The following is an 18,096-nucleotide window of genomic DNA, read 5'->3' on the forward strand; positions in this document are numbered from 1 at the left end:
GGCGAAACCGGAAAGGAAAAAGGTCAGGCAGCGCCGTCCGGGATGAACACGTAGCCGAGGCCCCAGACGGTCTGGATGAAACGCGGGCTGCCCGGATCCGGCTCGATCAGCTTGCGCAGGCGCGAGATCTGTACGTCGAGGCTGCGGTCGAACACTTCGTATTCACGGCCGCGCGCGAGTTCCATCAGCTTCTCGCGCGACAGCGGCTGGCGCGGATGACGCGCGAACACCTTCAGCACCGAGAATTCGCCGGTCGTCAGCGGAATTTCCTGGCCGGACTTCGTCAGCGTGCGCGTCGCGAGGTTCAGCGAGAACTCGCCGAACTCGAACACCTCGGTGGTTTCCGACGGTGCGCCCGGCAGTTCGGCCGGCGCCTGGCGGCGCAGCACCGCGTGAATGCGCGCCACGAGCTCACGCGGGTTGAACGGTTTCGGCAGGTAATCGTCGGCGCCCATCTCGAGGCCGACGATGCGATCCACATCCTCGCCCTTCGCGGTGAGCATGATGATCGGCGTGCGGTCGTTGCTGCCGCGCAGGCGGCGGCAGATCGACAGGCCGTCTTCGCCCGGGAGCATCAGGTCGAGCACGAGCAGGTCGAAACGCTCGCGGACCCAGAGCTTGTTCATTGCGGTCGCGTTTTCGGCGACGTAGACATTGAAACCCTGCTCGCCGAGATAGCGGCGCAGCAGATCGCGCAGGCGCGGGTCGTCGTCGACGACGAGAATCTTGGAGGGGTTTTTCGTTTCCATGATCGGCATCTTATCGCGAATGGGAATTGACGCACGGTCGCGTATTTTCGCGCGTTACAGTCGGTTACAAAATTTACCCGTAGTGTCGCGCCGAGTAAAGGCAGGCTATAGAGATTCCTTTACTCGAAGCCGAAATTCGGTAGATACTCCCCTGCACTCCATCATTCATCTTTGCACACCCGAATTCCGCAGGGTTTTTCAAGTACCAGAGGTAGCCGGTTGCCGCGTGACGAAGGGAACAAATCGACCAAAGAAGCGAGGACGGTCATGCGATCTTTCCGGATTGCACTGATGCTGACGATCGCGCTTGCCGGTCCGTATGCGTCGAACTTCGCGTATGCGCAGCGCCCCGAGCAGGGCGCACCGTCGCGCAAGCTGCCGCGCAGCAAGGCGCAGCCCGATCGTGCCGCCGAGATGCCGGTTCGTTCCGCCGTGCCTCCCGATCTCGAGCAGCACCGCCGCGACGGCCATATGACGCCCGAGGAGCGGCACCTGCTGCGCCAGCATATCGAAGATGCCGTTCGCGAGTTGTACAAGCGCTGACGCGCGCCGTCTTTCGCTCTGCGCGGAAATTTCCGCGCCGAAAAAATTCGTAGCACTTTTTCCGTCAACTTTCACCCGCCGATTGCCGTTGTACCGGCATCCGCACCGCCGGTGCGTTCCGGGAGTCCATGACGATGAAAGCGAACGCTGCCGCACCGGCGCCGTCGCCCGCCATGCAGTCGCCGCTCGACGCCGACGATGCATTGTTTTTCCTGAGTCGTACCGGTTTTTCTCCTGCGCCCGCCGATGTTGCGCGCGTCGTCGGCATGACGCGCGCGCAGGTCGTCGCCGACACGCTCGGCAACGTTCGCCGCGACCCCGTCACGACGTGGCCCGACTGGATCGGCGAGTTGCCGCCGACGCGTGCGCAGCGCCAGGCACTGACGCCCGACATGCGGCGCGACGAGCAGCGCGAGCGCAACGTCCGGTACGATGCGCTGCGCGCGGCGTGGGTCAACGAGATGGTCGTGACGCCGTCGCCGCTGACCGAGCGCATGACGCTGTTCTGGCACGGGCACTTCACGTCGGGGCAGGACAAGGTGCCTTACCCGCAGACGATGGCCGCGCAGAACGGGCTGTTTCGCCGCGAGGCGCTCGGCAATTTCGGCGTGCTGCTGCACGCGGTCGCGAAAGATCCGGCGATGCTTCAGTACCTCGACGGCGCGAGCAATCGCAAGGGGCGCCCGAACGAGAATTTTGCGCGTGAGGTGATGGAGCTGTTCACGCTCGGCGAAGGGCATTACACGCAATACGACGTGACCGAAGCCGCGCGCGCGATGACGGGCTGGACGGTCGATCCCGATACTTATCGCTTCGAGGTGCGGCCGGATCTGCACGATGCGGGCGACAAGACGATCCTCGGCGAAACGGGGCCGTTCGACGGCGACGGCTTTCTCGACATCCTGCTGAAGCGGCCCGGCACGGCGCGCTTCATCGCCGGCAAGCTGTGGCGCGAGTTCGTGTCGGATACGCCCGATCCGCGCGAGCTCGATACGGTGGCCGAACGGTTTCGCTCGAGCGGCTACGACATTCGTGCCGCGCTCGCCGCGCTGTGGTCGACCGACGCCTTCTGGGATCCGCGCAACCGCGGCGTGCTCGTCAAGTCGCCTGCGGAATTCGTCGTCGGGTCGGTGCGGCTGTTCGACATGTCGTACGGCGATCCGCAGATGCTCGCGAACACCGTGCGCACGCTCGGTCAGAACCTGTTCTACCCGCCGAACGTGAAGGGCTGGCCGGGCGGCGCGCTGTGGATCAACAGCACCACGCTGCTCGCGCGCAAGCAGTTCGTCGAGCAGCTGTTCCGCGCGACGGAGACGGCCGGCATGCACCCGCCGGCGCATGCGATGGCGCCGGCGCCGAATGTCCGCGCGCATGCGATGCCGGTGGTCGATACGGCATCCGCTCCCGGCATGCGCGGTGCGCCCGCCAAGCCCGTGCGGGCCGGCCTGCGTTTCGACCTCGAGCGCTGGCTGGCGCAGTATCGCGCGCGGCCGCAGGCGATCGCGGGCTTGTCGACCGAGCTTCAGTTGCAGCATGCGGTGCTGCAGCTGTCGCCGGTCGCGGCAATCGACACGGATTCGACCGGCAGCGCGTATCTCGAGGCACTGCTGATGGATCCGGCTTATCAACTGAAATGATTCGAACGACGATGAAGCGGGAAGCCGGTGCGGCAAAGGTGCCGGGCGGCGAACCAAAGGATGCGCGATGAACCGACGTGATTTTCTGACGCTGACGGGCGCTGCGGCCGCGGCCGGCGTATCGATGTGGCAGGCGCCTGCGATGGCCGCGGCCGCGACGGGCCGACAGCCGGCGGCCGGGTATGCGAACGTGCTGATCCTCGTCGAGCTGAAGGGCGGCAACGATGGCCTCAACACGGTGGTGCCGTATGCGGACCCGCTGTACTACCAGTTCCGGCGCAGCATCGGCATCAAGCGCGAGCAGGTGCTGCAACTCGACGCGCATACGGGGCTGCATCCGTCGCTCGCGCCGCTGATGCCGCTGTGGCGCGACGGGCAGGTTGCGGTCGTGCAGGGCGTCGGTTATCCGCAGCCGAACCTGTCGCATTTCCGGTCGATCGAGATCTGGGATACCGCGTCGCGCTCGGATCAATACCTGCACGAAGGCTGGCTGACGCGCACGTTCGCACAAGCGCCCGTGCCGCCCGGTTTCGCGGCCGACGGCGTCGTGCTCGGCAGCGCCGAGATGGGGCCGCTCTCGAACGGCGCGCGTGCGATCGCGCTCGTCAATCCCGCGCAGTTCATCCGTGCGGCCCGGCTCGCCGAGCCGTCGTCGCTGCGCGAACAGAACCCCGCGCTCGCCCACATCATCGACGTCGAGAACGACATCGTGAAGGCGGCCGACCGGCTGCGCCCGCGCGGCGGGATGCGTGAATTCCGGACGGCCTTTCCGGCCGGCGCGTTCGGCACGTCGGTCAAGACCGCGATGCAGGTGCTGGCCGCGTGCGAAGCGTCCGGGCCCGGCGCGCAGGATGGTGTCGCGGTGCTGCGCCTGACGCTCAATGGCTTCGATACGCACCAGAACCAGCCGGGGCAGCAGGCCGCGCTGCTCAAGCAGTTCGCCGAAGGGATGAGCGCGATGCGCGGCGCGTTGATCGAACTCGGGCGCTGGAACCAGACGCTCGTGATGACGTATGCGGAATTTGGACGACGCGTGCGCGAGAACCAGAGCAACGGCACCGATCACGGCACGGCCGCGCCGCATTTCGTGATGGGCGGCCGCGTGGCCGGCGGGCTGTACGGTGCGCCGCCGGCGCTCGGGCGGCTCGACGGCAACGGCAACCTGCCGGTCGCGGTCGATTTCCGCCAGCTCTACGCGACGGTGCTCGGGCCGTGGTGGGGGCTCGATTCGACGCGCGTGCTGCAGCAGCGCTTCGACACGCTGCCGTTGCTGAAGGCGTGAGGGGGACGGGTCAGCGCCGGCGCGCGGTGCGCCACGCGATCCACAGCTTGCGGATCGGCGTCAGCGCGATGCGCTGATGCAGCACCTGGTAGTCGTCGCGCTCGATTTCGTCGAGCAGTGAGCCGGCCAGTGCGATCTGCGCGCGCAGCGTGCGCTGGGCGCGGCGTTCGGATGCAGGGATCGCCGTTTCGGCGGCCACGAGCGCTTCGCGCGCGCGGGCCGTCTGGAATTGCAGCAATTCGGTGAAGGCCGGGCTGTAGCGGCGGTTCAATAGATCGGCTGCGGTTACGTTGTAGCGTTGCAGTTCGTCGATCGGCAGGTAGATGCGGCCGTGGCGCGCGTCATTGCCGAGGTCCTGCACGAACTGCGCGAGCATCAGCGCGCGGCCGGCATCCGCGGCCCACGGTTGCGGGTCCGCCGGGTTCGCGGCGCTGGCGCGCGCGACCAGCGATGCGAACGTACCGCCGACCTGTGCGATATAGCGCTGCAGGTTCGCCAGATCGAGGTAGCGCGCCTGTTCGAGATCCATCCCGTAACCGTTGACGAGCGTGCGCAATGCGTCGGCCTCGGCGGCGATCGCCGGATGATGCTGCGCGAGCGCTTTCGTGACCGGGTGTGACGGCTGCCCGTCGGCCAGCGCCGCGAGTTCCTTGTGCCACCACGCGAGCTTCGTGTGTCCGACGGTCGGGTCGCTGGTTTCCTTGACGGTTTCCTCGAGTTCGCGGCGCAGTGCGAAAAGTGCAGTCAGGCGAGGCTGCGTGGCGAGCGGCGCCTGGCGCAGTGCGTAGTAGACGCTGGAGCCCGCAGGGGCGGCCTTTTGCTGACAGTAGTCGTCGAAGTTCACGGGCGGAATCGGGTGGGGGCGGGTTCGGGGCACGCGCGGCGGCGCGGTGCCGAAACGTCGAGCGCGGCATTCTAGCATCGCTGCACGGCGGGTGCCGGCAGGGGCGAGACAACGCCGCCCGGATCGGGTAGAATCTCGCGCTCGCCTGATCGGGCGTGCCGGTTACAAGCCGGCGCGATGTCCCGGGCGCGTGGAAACGCATCTTGCGTGCCGCGTGGTCAGGCGACAGAAAATGCGCGTGAGTGGCGAAATTGGTAGACGCACCAGGTTTAGGTCCTGACGCCCGCAAGGGTGTGCCGGTTCGAGTCCGGCCTCACGCACCAGAAGTCGAATGTGTCCCTGTCGGGAGCCGTTCACTAAAAAGCGCTGCCGGTCGATTGACCGCAGCGCTTTTTTGTTGATGTCGGTGCTTTTTCCGGCGCGCGAGCCCGTGCAAGCAGCGCACGAGAATTCGTGCCGCGTGTAATATCGTGTTCGCTTCCGATATAAGAAACACAATTACGCCGAGGACCGCCGATGAAAAACACCGTACGCATGCCGAGTTTCGTACTGGCACTGATGCTGGCCGCGCCGGCTTTTGCCAATACGCCTGCCGAGAACATTGCATGGAGCGCCAAGCCGGTGCAGACGGCTGCATCGTCGTCGCCGTCGGCGTGCACCGCGTATTCAGGGCGTGTGATGTCGAGCGGCGAAACGTTCTCTACGGAAAACGTGCTGAAAGCGCTCGGCACGTCGCTGGCCGGCGTCGCGCTGGGCGCTGTCACTGGCGGATATGAGGGCGCAGCCCCCAATCCGTGCCCGCGCCCGGGCCTGTGACCGGCCCGCAAGCGAACCGCGGGGATCCCCGCCTGATCTGAACAAGTTCGACACCCAGCGCCGCGCGTCGCCCGACCCGCGGCGCTTCGTCATTTCAGACTTACTTATTCCCAGAAACTCCGGATCGCGACCGCCACGATCACCGGCACCGAGAACACCAGCGGGATCGCGAAATACTGCGCTTCGCGATCGACCACCCAGCTATAGATCACCCACGCCGCGCCGATCGCGAACGTGATGAGGCCGACCGTCACGGCCGCGATGTTCAGGACCAGTTTCGAAGGCTGGCGGCGCGTCTTGGGATCGTCATTGTGATCGCGCGGAGACGATTTCATCGGAAGAGTGCGGCTTCGGGCCGGAACGGGGATAAAAGCACAGGAAACCCCATCCGCACCGATCGCGCAAGAGGGCCGGCACCGGCCGACCCCCGTCGCGTCTGCCGGCGCGCGCTACAACCCGAACGACACCGCCAGTTCGTCGAGCAGTTCGCGCTGGAACGCGACGAACCGCTCGCCCGGCTGTTGCGCGATCGCGAGGTCGAGCATCGGATCGGCGACGTCGGTGCGAACGCCGGCCAGCGCCTCGACGATCGCAAGTCCGCAGAACGGCACGTACGCTTCCGAATAGCCGCCTTCGTGAACGATCACGAGCCGCCCGCCGCAATGGCGCTGTGCGGCTTCCTTCACCGCACGCGTCATGAACCGGTAGCTGTCGGTATGCAGCTGCATGCGCGCGAGCGGATCGACCGCGCTTGCGTCGAGGCCGCTGGCGACCACGATCAGCTCGGGCCGGAAACGCTCCAGCGCCGGCAGCACGATCCGTTCGAACGCGTAGCGATACGCATCGTCGCCGCTGCCTGCGAGCAGCGGCACGTTCAGGTTCGCGCCGATACCCGCGCCTTCGCCGCAATCGTCCGCGCCGCTGTAACCGGGCGGGAAGCAACGGTCCTGATGCAGCGAGATCGTCAGCGTGTCCGGATCGTCGTAGTAGATCGACTGCGTGCCGTTGCCGTGATGCACGTCCCAGTCGATCACCGCGACACGCTCGATGCCGTATTTCGCACGGGCGGCCTCGATCGCGATCGGGATGTTCGCCAGCAGGCAGAAGCCCATCGGGCGATCGCGCAGGCAGTGATGGCCGGGCGGCCGCGACAGCGAGAACGCATTTGCCGCACGCTCGCCGAGGACCGTATCGACGGCCGCGATCGCGAGTCCGGCCGACAGCGCGGCGATCTCGTAGCTGCCCTTGCCGAACGGTGCGAGATCGCCGAGGTCGCCGCCGTTCGCGTCGCTGAGCGCGTGGAACGCGTCGAGATAGTGCGCGGGGTGAATGCGCAGCAGGTCGGCGGTCGAGGCCGGCTCGGCGCCGCGCAGGTCGAGCTGCGCGGCCAGGCCCGAGGCCTGCACGAGCGACAGGAATCGGCGCTTCGAATCGGGCGATTCGGCGTAGCCCGCGCTCGACGGCGGCTGGACCCAGCCGCCGACCGGGAAGAACAGCGCGTGCGTGCCGCCGGTATGCCAGAAAGTGCGTTCGTCGGTGAAGAAGGCAGTGCGGTTCATGGATGTGCGTGACCTGTCACGGTTGGGAAGAAACGGAAGGGGGCGTGCGGCGATCGATGTGGCGCAGCGCGGCGAAGGACACGATCGCGACGGCCGTCGCGGCTGTGAACAGCACGCGCATCGTGCCGCCAGCGTCGAGCATCAGCCCGGCGAGCAGCGGGCCGGCCGCGAGGCCGGCGCCGATCACGAAATTGAGCGTGGCGACGAGGCGGCCCGACGTGTCGATCTGCGCGACGGTCGCGAGGATGAATGGCAGCACGAACGTCCACGCGAACTTGAACGCGAAGATCGCCGCGCTGTAGCCGCCGGCATGCCGCATCACGGCGAGCGCGACGAGCGAGGCAGCAAGCAGCGCGTAACCGGCCGCGAGCATCGCGCGCCGCGCGAGCCGGCCGCCCGCGCACGACGCGAGCGCTGCACCGGCGATGCCCATCACGCTCGCGATCGCGAGGACGTTGCCGGTCGACTGCGGATCGAGTCCGGCTTCGGTCGCGGCACGGCTCGCGAACGTCCATGCGCTGCCGATCGCGAGATAGAACGTCAGCACCGCGCCGATCGCGAGCACGACGAAACTTTGCGGCGTCTGCGTCGCCGCGCCGCGCGCGTTGTGCGCGGGCGCGGATCGCGTGCCCAGCGATGATGGAAAGCCGCGCGACAGCGGTGCCGCGAGCAGCGCGAGCCCGGCGAGCGCGACATACAGCGCGCGCAGCCCGAACGCCGCGAACACATGCGGCAGCACGAACAGGCCGATCGCGCCCGCGATCAACTGGCCGACGACCCACAGGCCGTACACGCGGTCGCTGTTCTCGCTCGTCGCGGCACTCGTCATGCAGAGCACCATCAGCGAGCCGCCGCCGAGCGCGGTGACGGCGCGCAGCGCGAGCAACGCGACGAAACCCGGCATCCACAGCGCGGTCAGCAGGTTGCCCGCGCCGAACAGCGCGATGGCGAACGCGGCAACGCGGCGCGCGTCGACCCGGCCGAGCCACAGGTACGACGGCACGGTCGCGAGGCTGAACGCACCGAGTTCGACGAAGAAGTAGGTGCCGATCTGCGACGCGGACAGCCCGAGCTGCGTCGCGAGCTGTCCGGCGACGGCGGGTGCCACGAGCAGCAGCAGCGGCGTGATGGCCGCGAACACGACGAGCGCGACGAGCGTCGAGCGCGCGAAGGTCGAGGCGCGGCCGTCGGGCGGGAGTACGGCATCCGGAGAAAGGGTTTTCATGGCGGGCTCTCGTGTGGGGAATCAGAACAGGTGGTACATGCCGACCATCGCGCCGAACTGCGATGCGCCGGCGAGCGGTGTCGGGTCGTATTCGTAGACGGTCTGCGAACTCTGGCCGCTGTTGCGCGCGTAGCCGAGGTTCACGTAGGCGACGGTGCGTTTCGACAGCGCGTACGTGGTGCTCGCGATGAACAGCGTCGGGTGGCCGATCGCCGGTGTGCGCGAGTCGGTGTGATAGACGCCCGCGTTCAGGCCGATCTCGCTCGACATCTGGTAGCGCGCACCGCCCCAGACGATCGTGCGTGCTGCGTCGAGGTCGCCGGTCAGGCGTTCGACGCCCGCGTAGACGGTGAGCGGCAGTGTGGCGAATGCATAGCGCGCGGCGAGCGTGCCGAGTTCGCGGCGGCGCGCCGACGTGTCGCCGGCCGCCGAAACATCGCCGTGCGCCTGATGCAGCACCGCGCTGACCGACAGGCCGTTGCTCGTGTACTGGCCGCCGAGTTCGAGCACGCGTCCGGCGCGCGTATTGCCGGCGACGCCGGAGGTCGCGGCGAGCGCCTCCACGTCGAAGCCGGCAAACGTCGGCGACTGGTACTTGACCGAGTTGTCGATGAAGTTCGCGTTCATCGGCACGATGACGCCTTGGCCGCTGTACGACGCGTACCAGAGCGGGTCGTAGAACAGCGTCTTGTCGAACAGCACGCTGAACTGCCGCCCGAGCGTGACGGTGCCGACGGGCCCCGCGATGCCGACGTACGCGCCGCGGAAGAACGCGTAGCCGGGCACGGTCGCGGTGCCGTCGTTGAGGTTGAGGCCCTGTTCGAGCTTGAACAGCGCACGCCAGCCGCCGCCGAGATCTTCGTGGCCCTTCAGTCCGATCTGCGAAGGCAGGATGCCGTAGTTCTGCAACTGCACGGCCGAGTGGCGCCCGTCGGCATGCGTCAGGTATTGCACGCCCGCGTCGAGCGCGCCGTACAGCGTAAGACTCGACTGAGCATGTGCGGCGGCACTGCACGCGGCCAGCGTCGCGGCGGCCGCGGCCGTGCGGATGAAGCGGGGTTTCGTCACGTGGGGTTCTCCATACCGTCCTGCATCGGTTTGTCGTTGGTGTTGTCGCGACGCAGTGTCCGCAGCGGGAAAACCTTCGAACAGTCGTACAGATGAACGGTGTGGAAAACCCGCGGTGCGCGGCATGCGTGCGGTGCCGTGCCGTGGCGTGGCGTGCTGCGGAGCAGCAACGGGCCATGCACCGTTCAAATGGATGGGGCTGGCGCCCGTTCCGGCACCGTGGCCCGTCAAAAAACCGATCGCTATAATCGGCCGGTGTCGTTGCGCACATCAGCAGCCCGATCGGGCAGGGGAGCGGAAGGTGAGGATCACGACGGATATCGGGCAGGATCTCGATGCGCTGCGCGACGTGCCGGCCGCCATCGTGCTCGACGACTTCGCCTGGCCGCCGCTGCCGTCCCGGCGCGCCGATTTCGACGGCGTCACGCGCGGCGACGCCTCGCAGCGCGAACTCGGGCTGATGCTGCTCGACCTGTACGCGGTTGCCGCGCGGTCCGGCATCGGCGAATTCGAATACCGCTTCTTTTCGCTGCTGCAGGCGCTCATTCCGTTCGACGCCGCATGGACGGGCGTCGCGACCCACGCACCGACCGGCCCGGTGATGCACAACAGCTTCCTGTACCGCCTGCCGCACGCATTCTTCAGCGACTGGAAGCGCGTGCGCGATTGCGACCCGCTCGCGCACCGCACGTTGCGCGGCGCGCACGGCCACGCGGTGCGGCTGTCGGTCGTCGAGCCGGGGCTCGATTCTCGGTTTCGCGACTGGTGCGTGAAGTACGGGCTCGCGCAACTGATGTGCGTGTGCACGCTCGATCGCCGGTTCGGCCTGACGACGTTCATGTCGATCTACCGCCAGGGCCTGAATCGGCCGTTCAGCGACGACGATGCGCGCCGTTTCGAGGAAGTGATTCCGCATCTCGCGGCGGCGCTGACGATCAATCGCGCCGCGCAGCTCACGCGCGAGCGCGGCGATACGGCCGCACCGGCGGCGCGTGCGCTGTGCGACAACTTCGGCGTGCTTCACCACGCCGATCACGGTTTCGACGACGTGCTGCGGTCCGAATGGCCGGCGTGGGCCGGTGCGCGCGTGCCGGAGCCGCTCGTCGCGCACCTGCGGCGCCAGTCGAGTCAGCCGTTCGTCGGCGATGCGCTGCGGATCCAGTGCGTGCCGGTTGCGGGGCTGTTCCAGATCGAGGCGCGGCCGCGCTCGCTGCTCGACCGCCTGAGCCCGCGCGAGCTTGCGGCGATCCGCTATTACGGCGCCGGGCGTTCGCACAAGGAGGTCGCGCAACAGATGGCGATTTCGCCGACGACCGTGCGCCACTACCTGCGTTGCGCGTACCGCAAGCTCGGCATGCACGACAAGAGCCAGATCGCCGGCGTGCTCGGCGCGACGGGCGGCGCGGCCGACGACGAGCCGGTTGAGGCCGGTGACGAGCCGCGCTGAATCCTGCGGACGTCACACGATGCACGCCGTCGTGTGAATGGTTGTGCCCGCAACCATTGAGCGTTATGCTCGTCAGCTCCCAGGAGACGGAAATCCATCATGAACGACACGAATTCAGGGTCGGTGCGCGCGGCGGTGGTTGGGGTCGGCGCGATCGGCGGATTGCTCGCGGCCGCATTGTCGCGGGCCGGCATGACCGTGAGTGCGTACGCGCGCGGCGCGACGCTCGACGCACTGAACACGCACGGCGTGCGCGTGATCGACGAGGCGGGCGTGACATCGTCGGTTCCGGTGCGGGCGAGCGACGATGCGGCCGCGCTCGGCGTGCAGGACTACGTGGTGATCGCGCTGAAGGCGCAGGCGCTCCCGGCGCTGGCCGCGCGCATTGCACCGCTGGTCGGGCCGGACACCGTGATCGTCGCGGCGATGAACGGGCTGCCGTGGTGGTTCACGCACGGGCTCGAAGGGGCGCTCGACGGTGTGCCGCTCGATGCGGTCGATCCGGCCGGCGCGGTGTCGGCGGCGTTGCCGCCCGCGCAGGCGATCGGTTGCGTCGTGCACCTGTCGTCGAGTACGGACGCGCCGGGCATCGTGCGTCGCGGGCGCGGCAACCGGCTGATCGTCGGTGCGCCCGATGCGCGGCTCGACACGGCTACCGCCCGGTTCGCCGCGGCGCTCGCGGCGGGCGGTTTCGACGTCGAGTCGACGCCCGCGATCCGGACCGAGATTTGGACGAAGCTGTGGGGCAACATGAACATGAATCCCCTGAGCGCGCTGACGGGGTCGACGGCCGAGCAGCTGCTCGACGATCCGTTCACGCAGGATCTCGCGTTGCGGATGATGGAGGAGGCGGCCGCGATCGGCGCGAAGCTCGGCCTGTCGACGGGGATGAGCGGGCCCGAGCGGATCGCGGTCACGCGCAAGCTCGGCGCGTTCAAGACGTCGATGCTGCAGGATTTCGAAGCGGGGCGCGCGCTCGAGATCGGGCCGATCCTCGGCGTGTTTCCTGAACTCGGGCGCAAGCTCGGCGTGCCGACCCCGTATTGCGACGCGGTGCTCGGGCTGCTGCGTCAGCGCGCGACGAACAGCGGGCTGTAGCGCGGGCGCGGCCGCCGCATGCGCGCCGCCGGCGACGCGGAGCGCTGCGGTCCGATTGCAACATGTCGCGCCGCATGACGCAAAGCGGGCCGCCCGCGTCGCGGGTCAGGCGACCGGGGCGGCCCGTCGAATTCGTCGGATCAATGCCGCGGGCGTTGTGCCCGCGTTGCGGCTCAGTCGTCCCGCTCGGTCGCGTGCGCAACGACCTTGTCGAGCAGCCGCTCGAACGTCTGGCGTTCGCTGTCGGACAGGCACGCGAGCAAGCCGTCGTTCCACTTGCGCACGATCGGCATGATCTTGCGATGCAGCGCGCGGCCGTCGGCGGTCAGCGCGATCAGTACGATCCGGCCGTCTTCCTCGCTTGCACTGCGTTCGAGCAGCCCCTGGCGCAGCAACGCCTCGGCCGCCCGGCTCGCCTGGCTCTTGTCGAGATTGGTGTGACGCGCAAGATCCATGATCGAGAACGGACCGAAGGCGCCGACGGCGGCGATCACGCGCGCCTCGGGCAGCGAGATGTCGAGCTTGTGCCGGTACACCTCGCCGATCCCGCGATCGGATCGCTTCGTGAGCGCGTGGAGGCGATAGGTCAGAAACTGATCGAGCCCGGCTTGACGGCCTTTCATGTCGAATCCTGAAGAAAAAGGGCGGGCCCGATTGTTCCTGTATCGCGCGCTCGGGTCAACGGTCAGTGTGCGCCGTACTTCAGGCGTGTCAATTGCTCCGCTTCGTTCGCGAGCAGATTCGCCGCGTCGCGGATTGCGACGTCGAGCGTGATCGGCCCGGGAGCCGGCGAGAAGCAGCCGGAAAAATGTTCGGACAGGCGCGACAGCGCGGCCGGGTCGACCGCGCCCGACAGCAGCGACGCGGGCACGCCGGCGGCCTGCGCGTGCCGGCACGCGATGAACGGCGCCTTGCCGTGCAGCGTCTGTACGTCGGAGCGGCCTTCGCCGGTGATCAGCCAGTCGGCGCCGGCGAGCGCGGCGTCGAGGCCCACCTGCCGCGCCACCACTTCGGCGCCCGCTTCGAACTGCGCGCCGAGCATGTGCAGCGCGAAACCGAGGCCGCCGGCGGCGCCGGCGCCCGGCAGGTCGCGACTGCGCCGGTCGAGCGCGGCTTCGAGGAGATCGGCGAAGCGGGCGAGGGCGGCGTCGAGGGTTGCAACCTGCTCGGGCGTCACGCCCTTTTGCGGGCCGAATACGGCGGTGGCGCCATGTGCGCCGGTCAGCGGGTTGTCGACGTCGGACATGCCGATGAATTCCGTTTCCTTCAGGCGTGGGTCGAGCCCCGACGCGTCGATGCGCGCGACGTCGGCGAGCCGCGACGGCACGGGCTCGACCGGCTGGCCGGCGGCGTCGAAGCACTGCAGGCCGAGGCCCGCGAGCAGCCCGGCGCCCGCGTCGTTGGTGCTGCTGCCGCCGAGCGCGACGAAGAAGCGGCGCACGCCTTCGTCGAGCAGCGTGCGGATCGCTTCGCCCATCCCGCGCGTGCTGCGTGCATCGACGGGCACGCTCATGCCGACCGGATCCGTGATGCCGACGATCTCGGCCGTCTCGACGATCGCGGTGCGCGCGTCGATCACGCCGACTGCCGCGTCGCGTGCCGCGAGCGACGCGCCGGCCACCCGCAGCGCGCGCCGCGTGCCGCCGCCAGCCAGCATCGCGTCGAGCGTGCCTTCACCGCCGTCGGCCATCGGGCAGCAGCGCACGACGGCGTCGGGCCGGGCGCGGCGAATGCCGGTGGCGATCGCGTCCGCGACCTGCTCGGCGGAAAGCGAGCCTTTGAACGAATCGGGCGCGATGACGACGACAGGCGCGGACGGGTGTTGCGGCATGGTGTCTCCAGAAGGCGTGATTGGTGTGAAGAATATTGGGGTCGCGACGGCGGCATACCCTCAATCGGAGCTTACAGGATGGCGGGCCCGTGGTGGATACGGCGTTCGGCATAGCGGCGATCCGCGTGCATTGCCGTGCAAAGGGCTGTCGAGGCGGCGCAGACGCATGCGCGTCGCGCCGATCTGGCGGTGTGAGGAAAATTGTTTGCTAGAATAGTCGATTCTTCCGGCCAAAGCCGTGCTCCGAGCCGCTTGCGCTAGCCATCCGGCGCGTGCAGGGATGGCGTGGCGCTCCGGCGCGGCGAGTGGATGTGACACACATCACGCCGCAGGCAGGCACGGCAAGGAAAACCCGATTCGCTCGAATAATTTTAGGACGATTGAAGCCATGGCTAACGTTGTTGAGAACCTCGGCAAGCTTGAACGCCGCGTGACGATTTCCCTGCCGAAAGACACCGTGCAGAAGGAAATCGACGCCCGTATCCAGAAACTCGCGAAGACCGTGCGCATGCCGGGTTTCCGCCCGGGCAAGGTGCCGGTGAAGATGGTCGCGCAGCAGTATGCGGGTCAGGTCGAAGCAGAAGTGCTGAGCGACAAGATCGGCCAGGAATTCTTCACGATCAGCCGCGCGGAAAACCTGCGCGTCGCCGGCCAGCCGAGCTTCGAGCCGAAGCAGGAGCAGGCTGAAGGTGCGTACGCGTTCGACGCGACGTTCGAGATCTACCCGGAAGTGAAGATCGGCGATCTGGCGACGGCTGAAGTCGAGCGCTCGACGACGTCGATCGGCGACGCTGAAATCGACCGCACGCTGGACATCCTGCGCAAGCAGCGCGTGCACTTCCACGCACGTGGCGAAGCCGGCGAGCACGGCGACGGCGGCGCGGACACCGCAGCCAAGAACGGCGACCGCGTGACGGTCGACTTCGTCGGCAAGATCGACGACGTCGCGTTCCAGGGCGGCACGGCTGAAGATTTCCCGTTCGTGCTCGGCGAAGGCCGCATGCTGCCGGAATTCGAAACGGCAGCGCTGGGCCTGAAGGACGGCGAGTCGCGCACGTTCGACCTGGCGTTCCCGGAGGATTACCACGGCAAGGACGTCGCGGGTAAGACGGCGCAATTCACGGTCACGATGAAGAAGATCGAGTGGCCGCACCTGCCGGAAATCGACGGTGAATTCGCGAAGTCGCTCGGCATCGAAGACGGCGATCTCACGAAGATGCGCGGCGAGATCAAGGAAAACCTCGAGCGTGAAGCGAAGCGCCGCACGCAGTCGATCGTCAAGAACCAGGTGATGGACGCGCTGCTGAAGATTTCCGAACTCGACGTGCCGAAGGCGCTGATCGAGCAGGACCAGCAACGCCTCGTCGAAATGGCTCGCCAGGATCTGGCGCAGCGCGGCGTGCCGAACGCGAAGGACGCACCGATCCCGGCAGAAATGTTCACCGAGCAGGCGGAACGTCGCGTGAAGCTGGGCCTCGTGCTGGCCGAGCTCGTGAAGTCGAACGGCCTCGAAGCGAAGCCGGAACAGATCCGCGCGGAAGTCGACGAGTTCGCGAAGAGCTACGAAGACCCGAAGGAAGTGGTCCGCTGGTATTATTCGAACCAGCAGCGCCTCGCCGAGATGGAAGCGTTCGTCGTTGAAAGCAACGTCGTCGATTTCGTGCTGGGCAAGGCGAAGGTGACGGACAAGGAAGTGAGCTTCGAAGCACTCGCGAGCGCATCGGCGCAAGCGTAAGTGTTGCTCTAGCGGCGTGCCGGCTGTCGGAGCGACGGCCCGCACGCCGTTTTTACGTCAAGCGCACGGTTGCCATTAATATGGCGATTGAGCGGGCGGCTTCCTTCCGTTCAATTTTCCATTCGAACAAGGTTCATTGAATGATCACTCGCGCTGAATTGCTGGACATGCTTGCTTCGAACGCGCCGCAGGGTTTCGAGGCGCAAGCGCTGGGGCTGGTGCCGATCGTCGTCGAAACGAGCGGCCGCGGCGAGCGTTCGTACGATATCTACTCGCGTCTCCTGAAAGAGCGCCTGGTGTTCATGGTCGGCGAAGTGAACGACCAGACCGCCAACCTCGTGGTTGCGCAGCTGCTGTTCCTCGAGAGCGAGAATCCCGACAAGGACATCAGCCTGTACATCAACAGCCCGGGCGGGTCGGTATCGGCCGGCATGGCGATCTACGACACGATGCAGTTCATCAAGCCGGACGTGTCGACGCTGTGCATGGGCCTCGCGGCCAGCATGGGCGCGTTCCTGCTCGCGTCGGGTGCGAAGGGCAAGCGTTTCGCGCTGCCGAACTCGCGCGTGATGATTCACCAGCCGCTCGGCGGCGCGCGCGGCCAGGCATCCGACATCGAGATCCAGGCACGCGAAATCCTCTACCTGAAGGAGCGGCTGAACCAGTTGCTCGCGCAGCACACGGGCCAGGACGTCGAGCGCATCGCGCGCGACACCGACCGTGATAACTTCATGTCGAGCGAGGATGCGAAGGCATACGGGTTGATCGATCAGGTGCTGCTGAAGCGCCCGTGAGCTTAAGTGGGGTGCCGCCCCGATTCGTGCGGCGCCCCTGCGACGTCCCGATCGCCCTGAGCATCTGCGGCAAGCGCATCCAGCCGGCTCCGGTCGCGCCCTAGGCGCGGCGCTCGGAGCATTCGGCGTATCATGTCATTTACCTGTCCGGAGGCTCTACATTCATGGCGGACAAAAAAGGTTCGAACAGCGAGAAGCTGTTGTATTGCTCGTTTTGCGGGAAGAGCCAGCATGAGGTGAAAAAACTCATCGCGGGCCCGTCGGTGTTCATCTGCGATGAATGCATCGACCTCTGCAACGAAATCATTCGCGACGAGGCGGCTGCCGCCGGCGTCGAGGCCAGCCTGTCCCGGTCGGATCTGCCGAGCCCGCAGGAAATTCGCGACATCCTCGATCAGTACGTGATCGGCCAGGAGCGCGCGAAGAAGATCCTCGCGGTGGCCGTGTACAACCACTACAAGCGCCTGAAGCATCTCGACAAGAAGGACGACGTCGAGCTGTCGAAGAGCAACATCCTGCTGATCGGCCCGACGGGCTCCGGCAAGACGCTGCTCGCACAGACGCTCGCGCGGTTGCTCAACGTGCCGTTCGTGATCGCGGATGCGACGACGCTGACCGAAGCCGGCTACGTCGGCGAGGACGTCGAGAACATCATCCAGAAGCTGTTGCAGAACTGCAACTACGAGGTCGACAAGGCCCAGCGCGGGATCGTCTACATCGACGAAATCGACAAGATCAGCCGCAAGTCGGACAACCCGTCGATCACGCGCGACGTGTCGGGCGAGGGCGTCCAGCAGGCACTGCTGAAGCTCGTCGAGGGCACGATGGCGTCGGTGCCGCCGCAGGGTGGCCGCAAGCACCCGAACCAGGATTTCATCCAGGTCGATACGACCAACATCCTGTTCATCTGCGGTGGTGCATTCGACGGCCTCGAAAAGGTGATCACCGATCGTACCGAGAAAACCGGTATCGGCTTCGGTGCGACGGTCAAGAGCAAGCAGGAACGCGACGCGGGCGAAGTGCTGCGCGAAACGGAACCGGAAGACCTGATCAAATTCGGTCTGATCCCCGAATTGATCGGCCGCCTGCCGGTGGTCGCGACGCTCGGCAAGCTCGATGAAGCGGCACTGATGAAGATCCTGGTCGAGCCGAAGAACGCGCTCGTCAAGCAGTATCACAAGCTGTTCGCGATGGAGCGCGTCGAGCTGGAGATCCGGCCGGGCGCACTGCAGGCAGTCGCCCGCAAGGCGATCCGCCGCAAGACCGGCGCGCGCGGTTTGCGTTCGATCATCGAACAGGCATTGCTCGACGTGATGTACGAGCTGCCGACGATGAAAGGGGTCAGCAAAGTCATCATCGACGAGAACGTCATCGATGGCGACGGCAAGCCTTTGCTGATCTACGAGGACACGCCGAAGGTGGCGGGTTCGAACTGACCGGCTTGCCGACGATGTTCTGCGAAAAAGGC

Annotated in this window: 17 protein-coding genes and 1 tRNA gene; 10 read left to right on the plus strand and 8 right to left on the minus strand. The window is 66.9% G+C overall.

The genetic code is table 11. The annotated features are described in order from the left end of the window. Window positions 1-23 precede the first annotated feature (23 nt). Window positions 24-758 (minus strand): osmolarity response regulator transcription factor OmpR, encoded by a 735-nt coding sequence (gene ompR / locus BDI24065_RS22230; protein WP_006478565.1) that lies wholly within the window; start codon window positions 756-758, stop codon window positions 24-26. Between the two features lie 258 nt (window positions 759-1,016). Between ompR and BDI24065_RS22235 the strand changes: the two genes are divergently transcribed. The 3 genes from BDI24065_RS22235 to BDI24065_RS22245 all read left to right on the plus strand — a co-directional run bounded on the left by BDI24065_RS22235 (window position 1,017) and on the right by BDI24065_RS22245 (window position 4,211). Continuing rightward, entirely contained in the window at window positions 1,017-1,292 is a 276-nt protein-coding gene (locus BDI24065_RS22235; protein ID WP_174997965.1) for a hypothetical protein, read from the plus strand. Window positions 1,293-1,426: 134 nt separating this feature from the next. Next, window positions 1,427-2,929, plus strand: a complete 1,503-nt coding sequence (locus BDI24065_RS22240) for a DUF1800 domain-containing protein (RefSeq protein ID WP_175033089.1) — start codon at window positions 1,427-1,429, stop codon at window positions 2,927-2,929. Between the two features lie 67 nt (window positions 2,930-2,996). After that, on the plus strand, window positions 2,997-4,211 hold the full coding sequence (locus BDI24065_RS22245) for a DUF1501 domain-containing protein (protein ID WP_175033090.1): 1,215 nt from the start codon (window positions 2,997-2,999) through the stop codon (window positions 4,209-4,211). Window positions 4,212-4,221: 10 nt separating this feature from the next. Here BDI24065_RS22245 and hpnD read toward each other — a convergent pair whose 3' ends face one another. Continuing rightward, the gene (gene hpnD / locus BDI24065_RS22250) at window positions 4,222-5,055 is read right to left on the minus strand and encodes a presqualene diphosphate synthase HpnD (RefSeq protein ID WP_175033091.1); all 834 of its coding nucleotides are present in this window, start codon (window positions 5,053-5,055) and stop codon (window positions 4,222-4,224) included. Window positions 5,056-5,291: 236 nt separating this feature from the next. Between hpnD and BDI24065_RS22255 the strand changes: the two genes are divergently transcribed. Both BDI24065_RS22255 and BDI24065_RS22260 read left to right on the plus strand, forming a co-directional pair. Continuing rightward, window positions 5,292-5,378 (plus strand) — tRNA-Leu (locus BDI24065_RS22255). Between the two features lie 193 nt (window positions 5,379-5,571). Continuing rightward, window positions 5,572-5,871: a hypothetical protein gene (locus BDI24065_RS22260; protein ID WP_175033092.1), complete on the plus strand. Its 300-nt coding sequence runs from the start codon at window positions 5,572-5,574 to the stop codon at window positions 5,869-5,871. A gap of 104 nt (window positions 5,872-5,975) precedes the next feature. On the opposite strand, the gene BDI24065_RS22265 is transcribed toward BDI24065_RS22260, so the two are convergent. The 4 genes from BDI24065_RS22265 to BDI24065_RS22280 form a co-directional block, all read right to left on the minus strand. Further along, complete coding sequence (locus BDI24065_RS22265; RefSeq protein WP_175033093.1) at window positions 5,976-6,206, minus strand: hypothetical protein; 231 nt, start codon at window positions 6,204-6,206, stop codon at window positions 5,976-5,978. A gap of 114 nt (window positions 6,207-6,320) precedes the next feature. Beyond that, window positions 6,321-7,430, minus strand: coding sequence for a class II histone deacetylase (locus BDI24065_RS22270; RefSeq protein WP_175033094.1), 1,110 nt, complete (start codon window positions 7,428-7,430; stop codon window positions 6,321-6,323). Between the two features lie 16 nt (window positions 7,431-7,446). After that, on the minus strand, window positions 7,447-8,655 hold the full coding sequence (locus BDI24065_RS22275) for an MFS transporter (RefSeq protein WP_175033095.1): 1,209 nt from the start codon (window positions 8,653-8,655) through the stop codon (window positions 7,447-7,449). A gap of 21 nt (window positions 8,656-8,676) precedes the next feature. Further along, entirely contained in the window at window positions 8,677-9,723 is a 1,047-nt protein-coding gene (locus tag BDI24065_RS22280; RefSeq protein WP_175033096.1) for a porin, read from the minus strand. Between the two features lie 301 nt (window positions 9,724-10,024). On the opposite strand from BDI24065_RS22280, the gene BDI24065_RS22285 reads away from it, so the two are divergent. Beyond that, window positions 10,025-11,170 carry a helix-turn-helix transcriptional regulator gene (locus BDI24065_RS22285; RefSeq protein WP_175033097.1) on the plus strand — a complete coding sequence of 382 codons (1,146 nt, stop codon included), beginning with the start codon at window positions 10,025-10,027 and terminating at the stop codon, window positions 11,168-11,170. Between the two features lie 99 nt (window positions 11,171-11,269). After that, window positions 11,270-12,268, plus strand: coding sequence for a 2-dehydropantoate 2-reductase (locus BDI24065_RS22290; RefSeq protein ID WP_175033098.1), 999 nt, complete (start codon window positions 11,270-11,272; stop codon window positions 12,266-12,268). Between the two features lie 173 nt (window positions 12,269-12,441). Here the strand turns inward: BDI24065_RS22290 and BDI24065_RS22295 are convergent, their stop codons facing one another. Next, window positions 12,442-12,891: a MarR family winged helix-turn-helix transcriptional regulator gene (locus BDI24065_RS22295; RefSeq protein WP_039367176.1), complete on the minus strand. Its 450-nt coding sequence runs from the start codon at window positions 12,889-12,891 to the stop codon at window positions 12,442-12,444. Between the two features lie 62 nt (window positions 12,892-12,953). Then, complete coding sequence (locus BDI24065_RS22300; RefSeq protein ID WP_175033099.1) at window positions 12,954-14,099, minus strand: glycerate kinase; 1,146 nt, start codon at window positions 14,097-14,099, stop codon at window positions 12,954-12,956. A 388-nt stretch (window positions 14,100-14,487) separates the two neighbouring features. Here BDI24065_RS22300 and tig point away from each other — a divergent pair, with 388 nt between their 5' ends. The 3 genes from tig (at window position 14,488) to clpX (ending at window position 18,064) form a co-directional block, all read left to right on the plus strand. Then, on the plus strand, window positions 14,488-15,834 hold the full coding sequence (tig, locus tag BDI24065_RS22305) for a trigger factor (protein ID WP_175033100.1): 1,347 nt from the start codon (window positions 14,488-14,490) through the stop codon (window positions 15,832-15,834). Window positions 15,835-15,974: 140 nt separating this feature from the next. Continuing rightward, window positions 15,975-16,628, plus strand: coding sequence for an ATP-dependent Clp endopeptidase proteolytic subunit ClpP (gene clpP, locus BDI24065_RS22310; protein WP_010092137.1), 654 nt, complete (start codon window positions 15,975-15,977; stop codon window positions 16,626-16,628). A 164-nt stretch (window positions 16,629-16,792) separates the two neighbouring features. Continuing rightward, the gene (gene clpX, locus BDI24065_RS22315) at window positions 16,793-18,064 is read left to right on the plus strand and encodes an ATP-dependent Clp protease ATP-binding subunit ClpX (protein ID WP_006489345.1); all 1,272 of its coding nucleotides are present in this window, start codon (window positions 16,793-16,795) and stop codon (window positions 18,062-18,064) included. The last annotated feature ends 32 nt before the right edge of the window (window positions 18,065-18,096 follow it).

This window comes from Burkholderia lata (assembly GCF_902499025.1).
Classification (GTDB): domain Bacteria; phylum Pseudomonadota; class Gammaproteobacteria; order Burkholderiales; family Burkholderiaceae; genus Burkholderia; species Burkholderia lata_C.

What these genes read in the sequence shown, in the direction of transcription:
- ompR (WP_006478565.1), bottom strand. Translation starts at nt 758, where the DNA reads ATGCCGATCATGGAAACGAAAAACCCCTCCAAGATTCTCGTCGTCGAC.
- BDI24065_RS22265 (WP_175033093.1), bottom strand. Translation starts at nt 6,206, where the DNA reads ATGAAATCGTCTCCGCGCGATCACAATGACGATCCCAAGACGCGCCGC.
- BDI24065_RS22260 (WP_175033092.1), top strand. Translation starts at nt 5,572, where the DNA reads ATGAAAAACACCGTACGCATGCCGAGTTTCGTACTGGCACTGATGCTG.
- BDI24065_RS22270 (WP_175033094.1), bottom strand. Translation starts at nt 7,430, where the DNA reads ATGAACCGCACTGCCTTCTTCACCGACGAACGCACTTTCTGGCATACC.
- clpX (WP_006489345.1), top strand. Translation starts at nt 16,793, where the DNA reads ATGGCGGACAAAAAAGGTTCGAACAGCGAGAAGCTGTTGTATTGCTCG.
- BDI24065_RS22245 (WP_175033090.1), top strand. Translation starts at nt 2,997, where the DNA reads ATGAACCGACGTGATTTTCTGACGCTGACGGGCGCTGCGGCCGCGGCC.
- clpP (WP_010092137.1), top strand. Translation starts at nt 15,975, where the DNA reads ATGATCACTCGCGCTGAATTGCTGGACATGCTTGCTTCGAACGCGCCG.
- BDI24065_RS22300 (WP_175033099.1), bottom strand. Translation starts at nt 14,099, where the DNA reads ATGCCGCAACACCCGTCCGCGCCTGTCGTCGTCATCGCGCCCGATTCG.
- BDI24065_RS22240 (WP_175033089.1), top strand. Translation starts at nt 1,427, where the DNA reads ATGAAAGCGAACGCTGCCGCACCGGCGCCGTCGCCCGCCATGCAGTCG.
- BDI24065_RS22235 (WP_174997965.1), top strand. Translation starts at nt 1,017, where the DNA reads ATGCGATCTTTCCGGATTGCACTGATGCTGACGATCGCGCTTGCCGGT.
- tig (WP_175033100.1), top strand. Translation starts at nt 14,488, where the DNA reads ATGGCTAACGTTGTTGAGAACCTCGGCAAGCTTGAACGCCGCGTGACG.
- BDI24065_RS22275 (WP_175033095.1), bottom strand. Translation starts at nt 8,655, where the DNA reads ATGAAAACCCTTTCTCCGGATGCCGTACTCCCGCCCGACGGCCGCGCC.
- BDI24065_RS22295 (WP_039367176.1), bottom strand. Translation starts at nt 12,891, where the DNA reads ATGAAAGGCCGTCAAGCCGGGCTCGATCAGTTTCTGACCTATCGCCTC.
- BDI24065_RS22290 (WP_175033098.1), top strand. Translation starts at nt 11,270, where the DNA reads ATGAACGACACGAATTCAGGGTCGGTGCGCGCGGCGGTGGTTGGGGTC.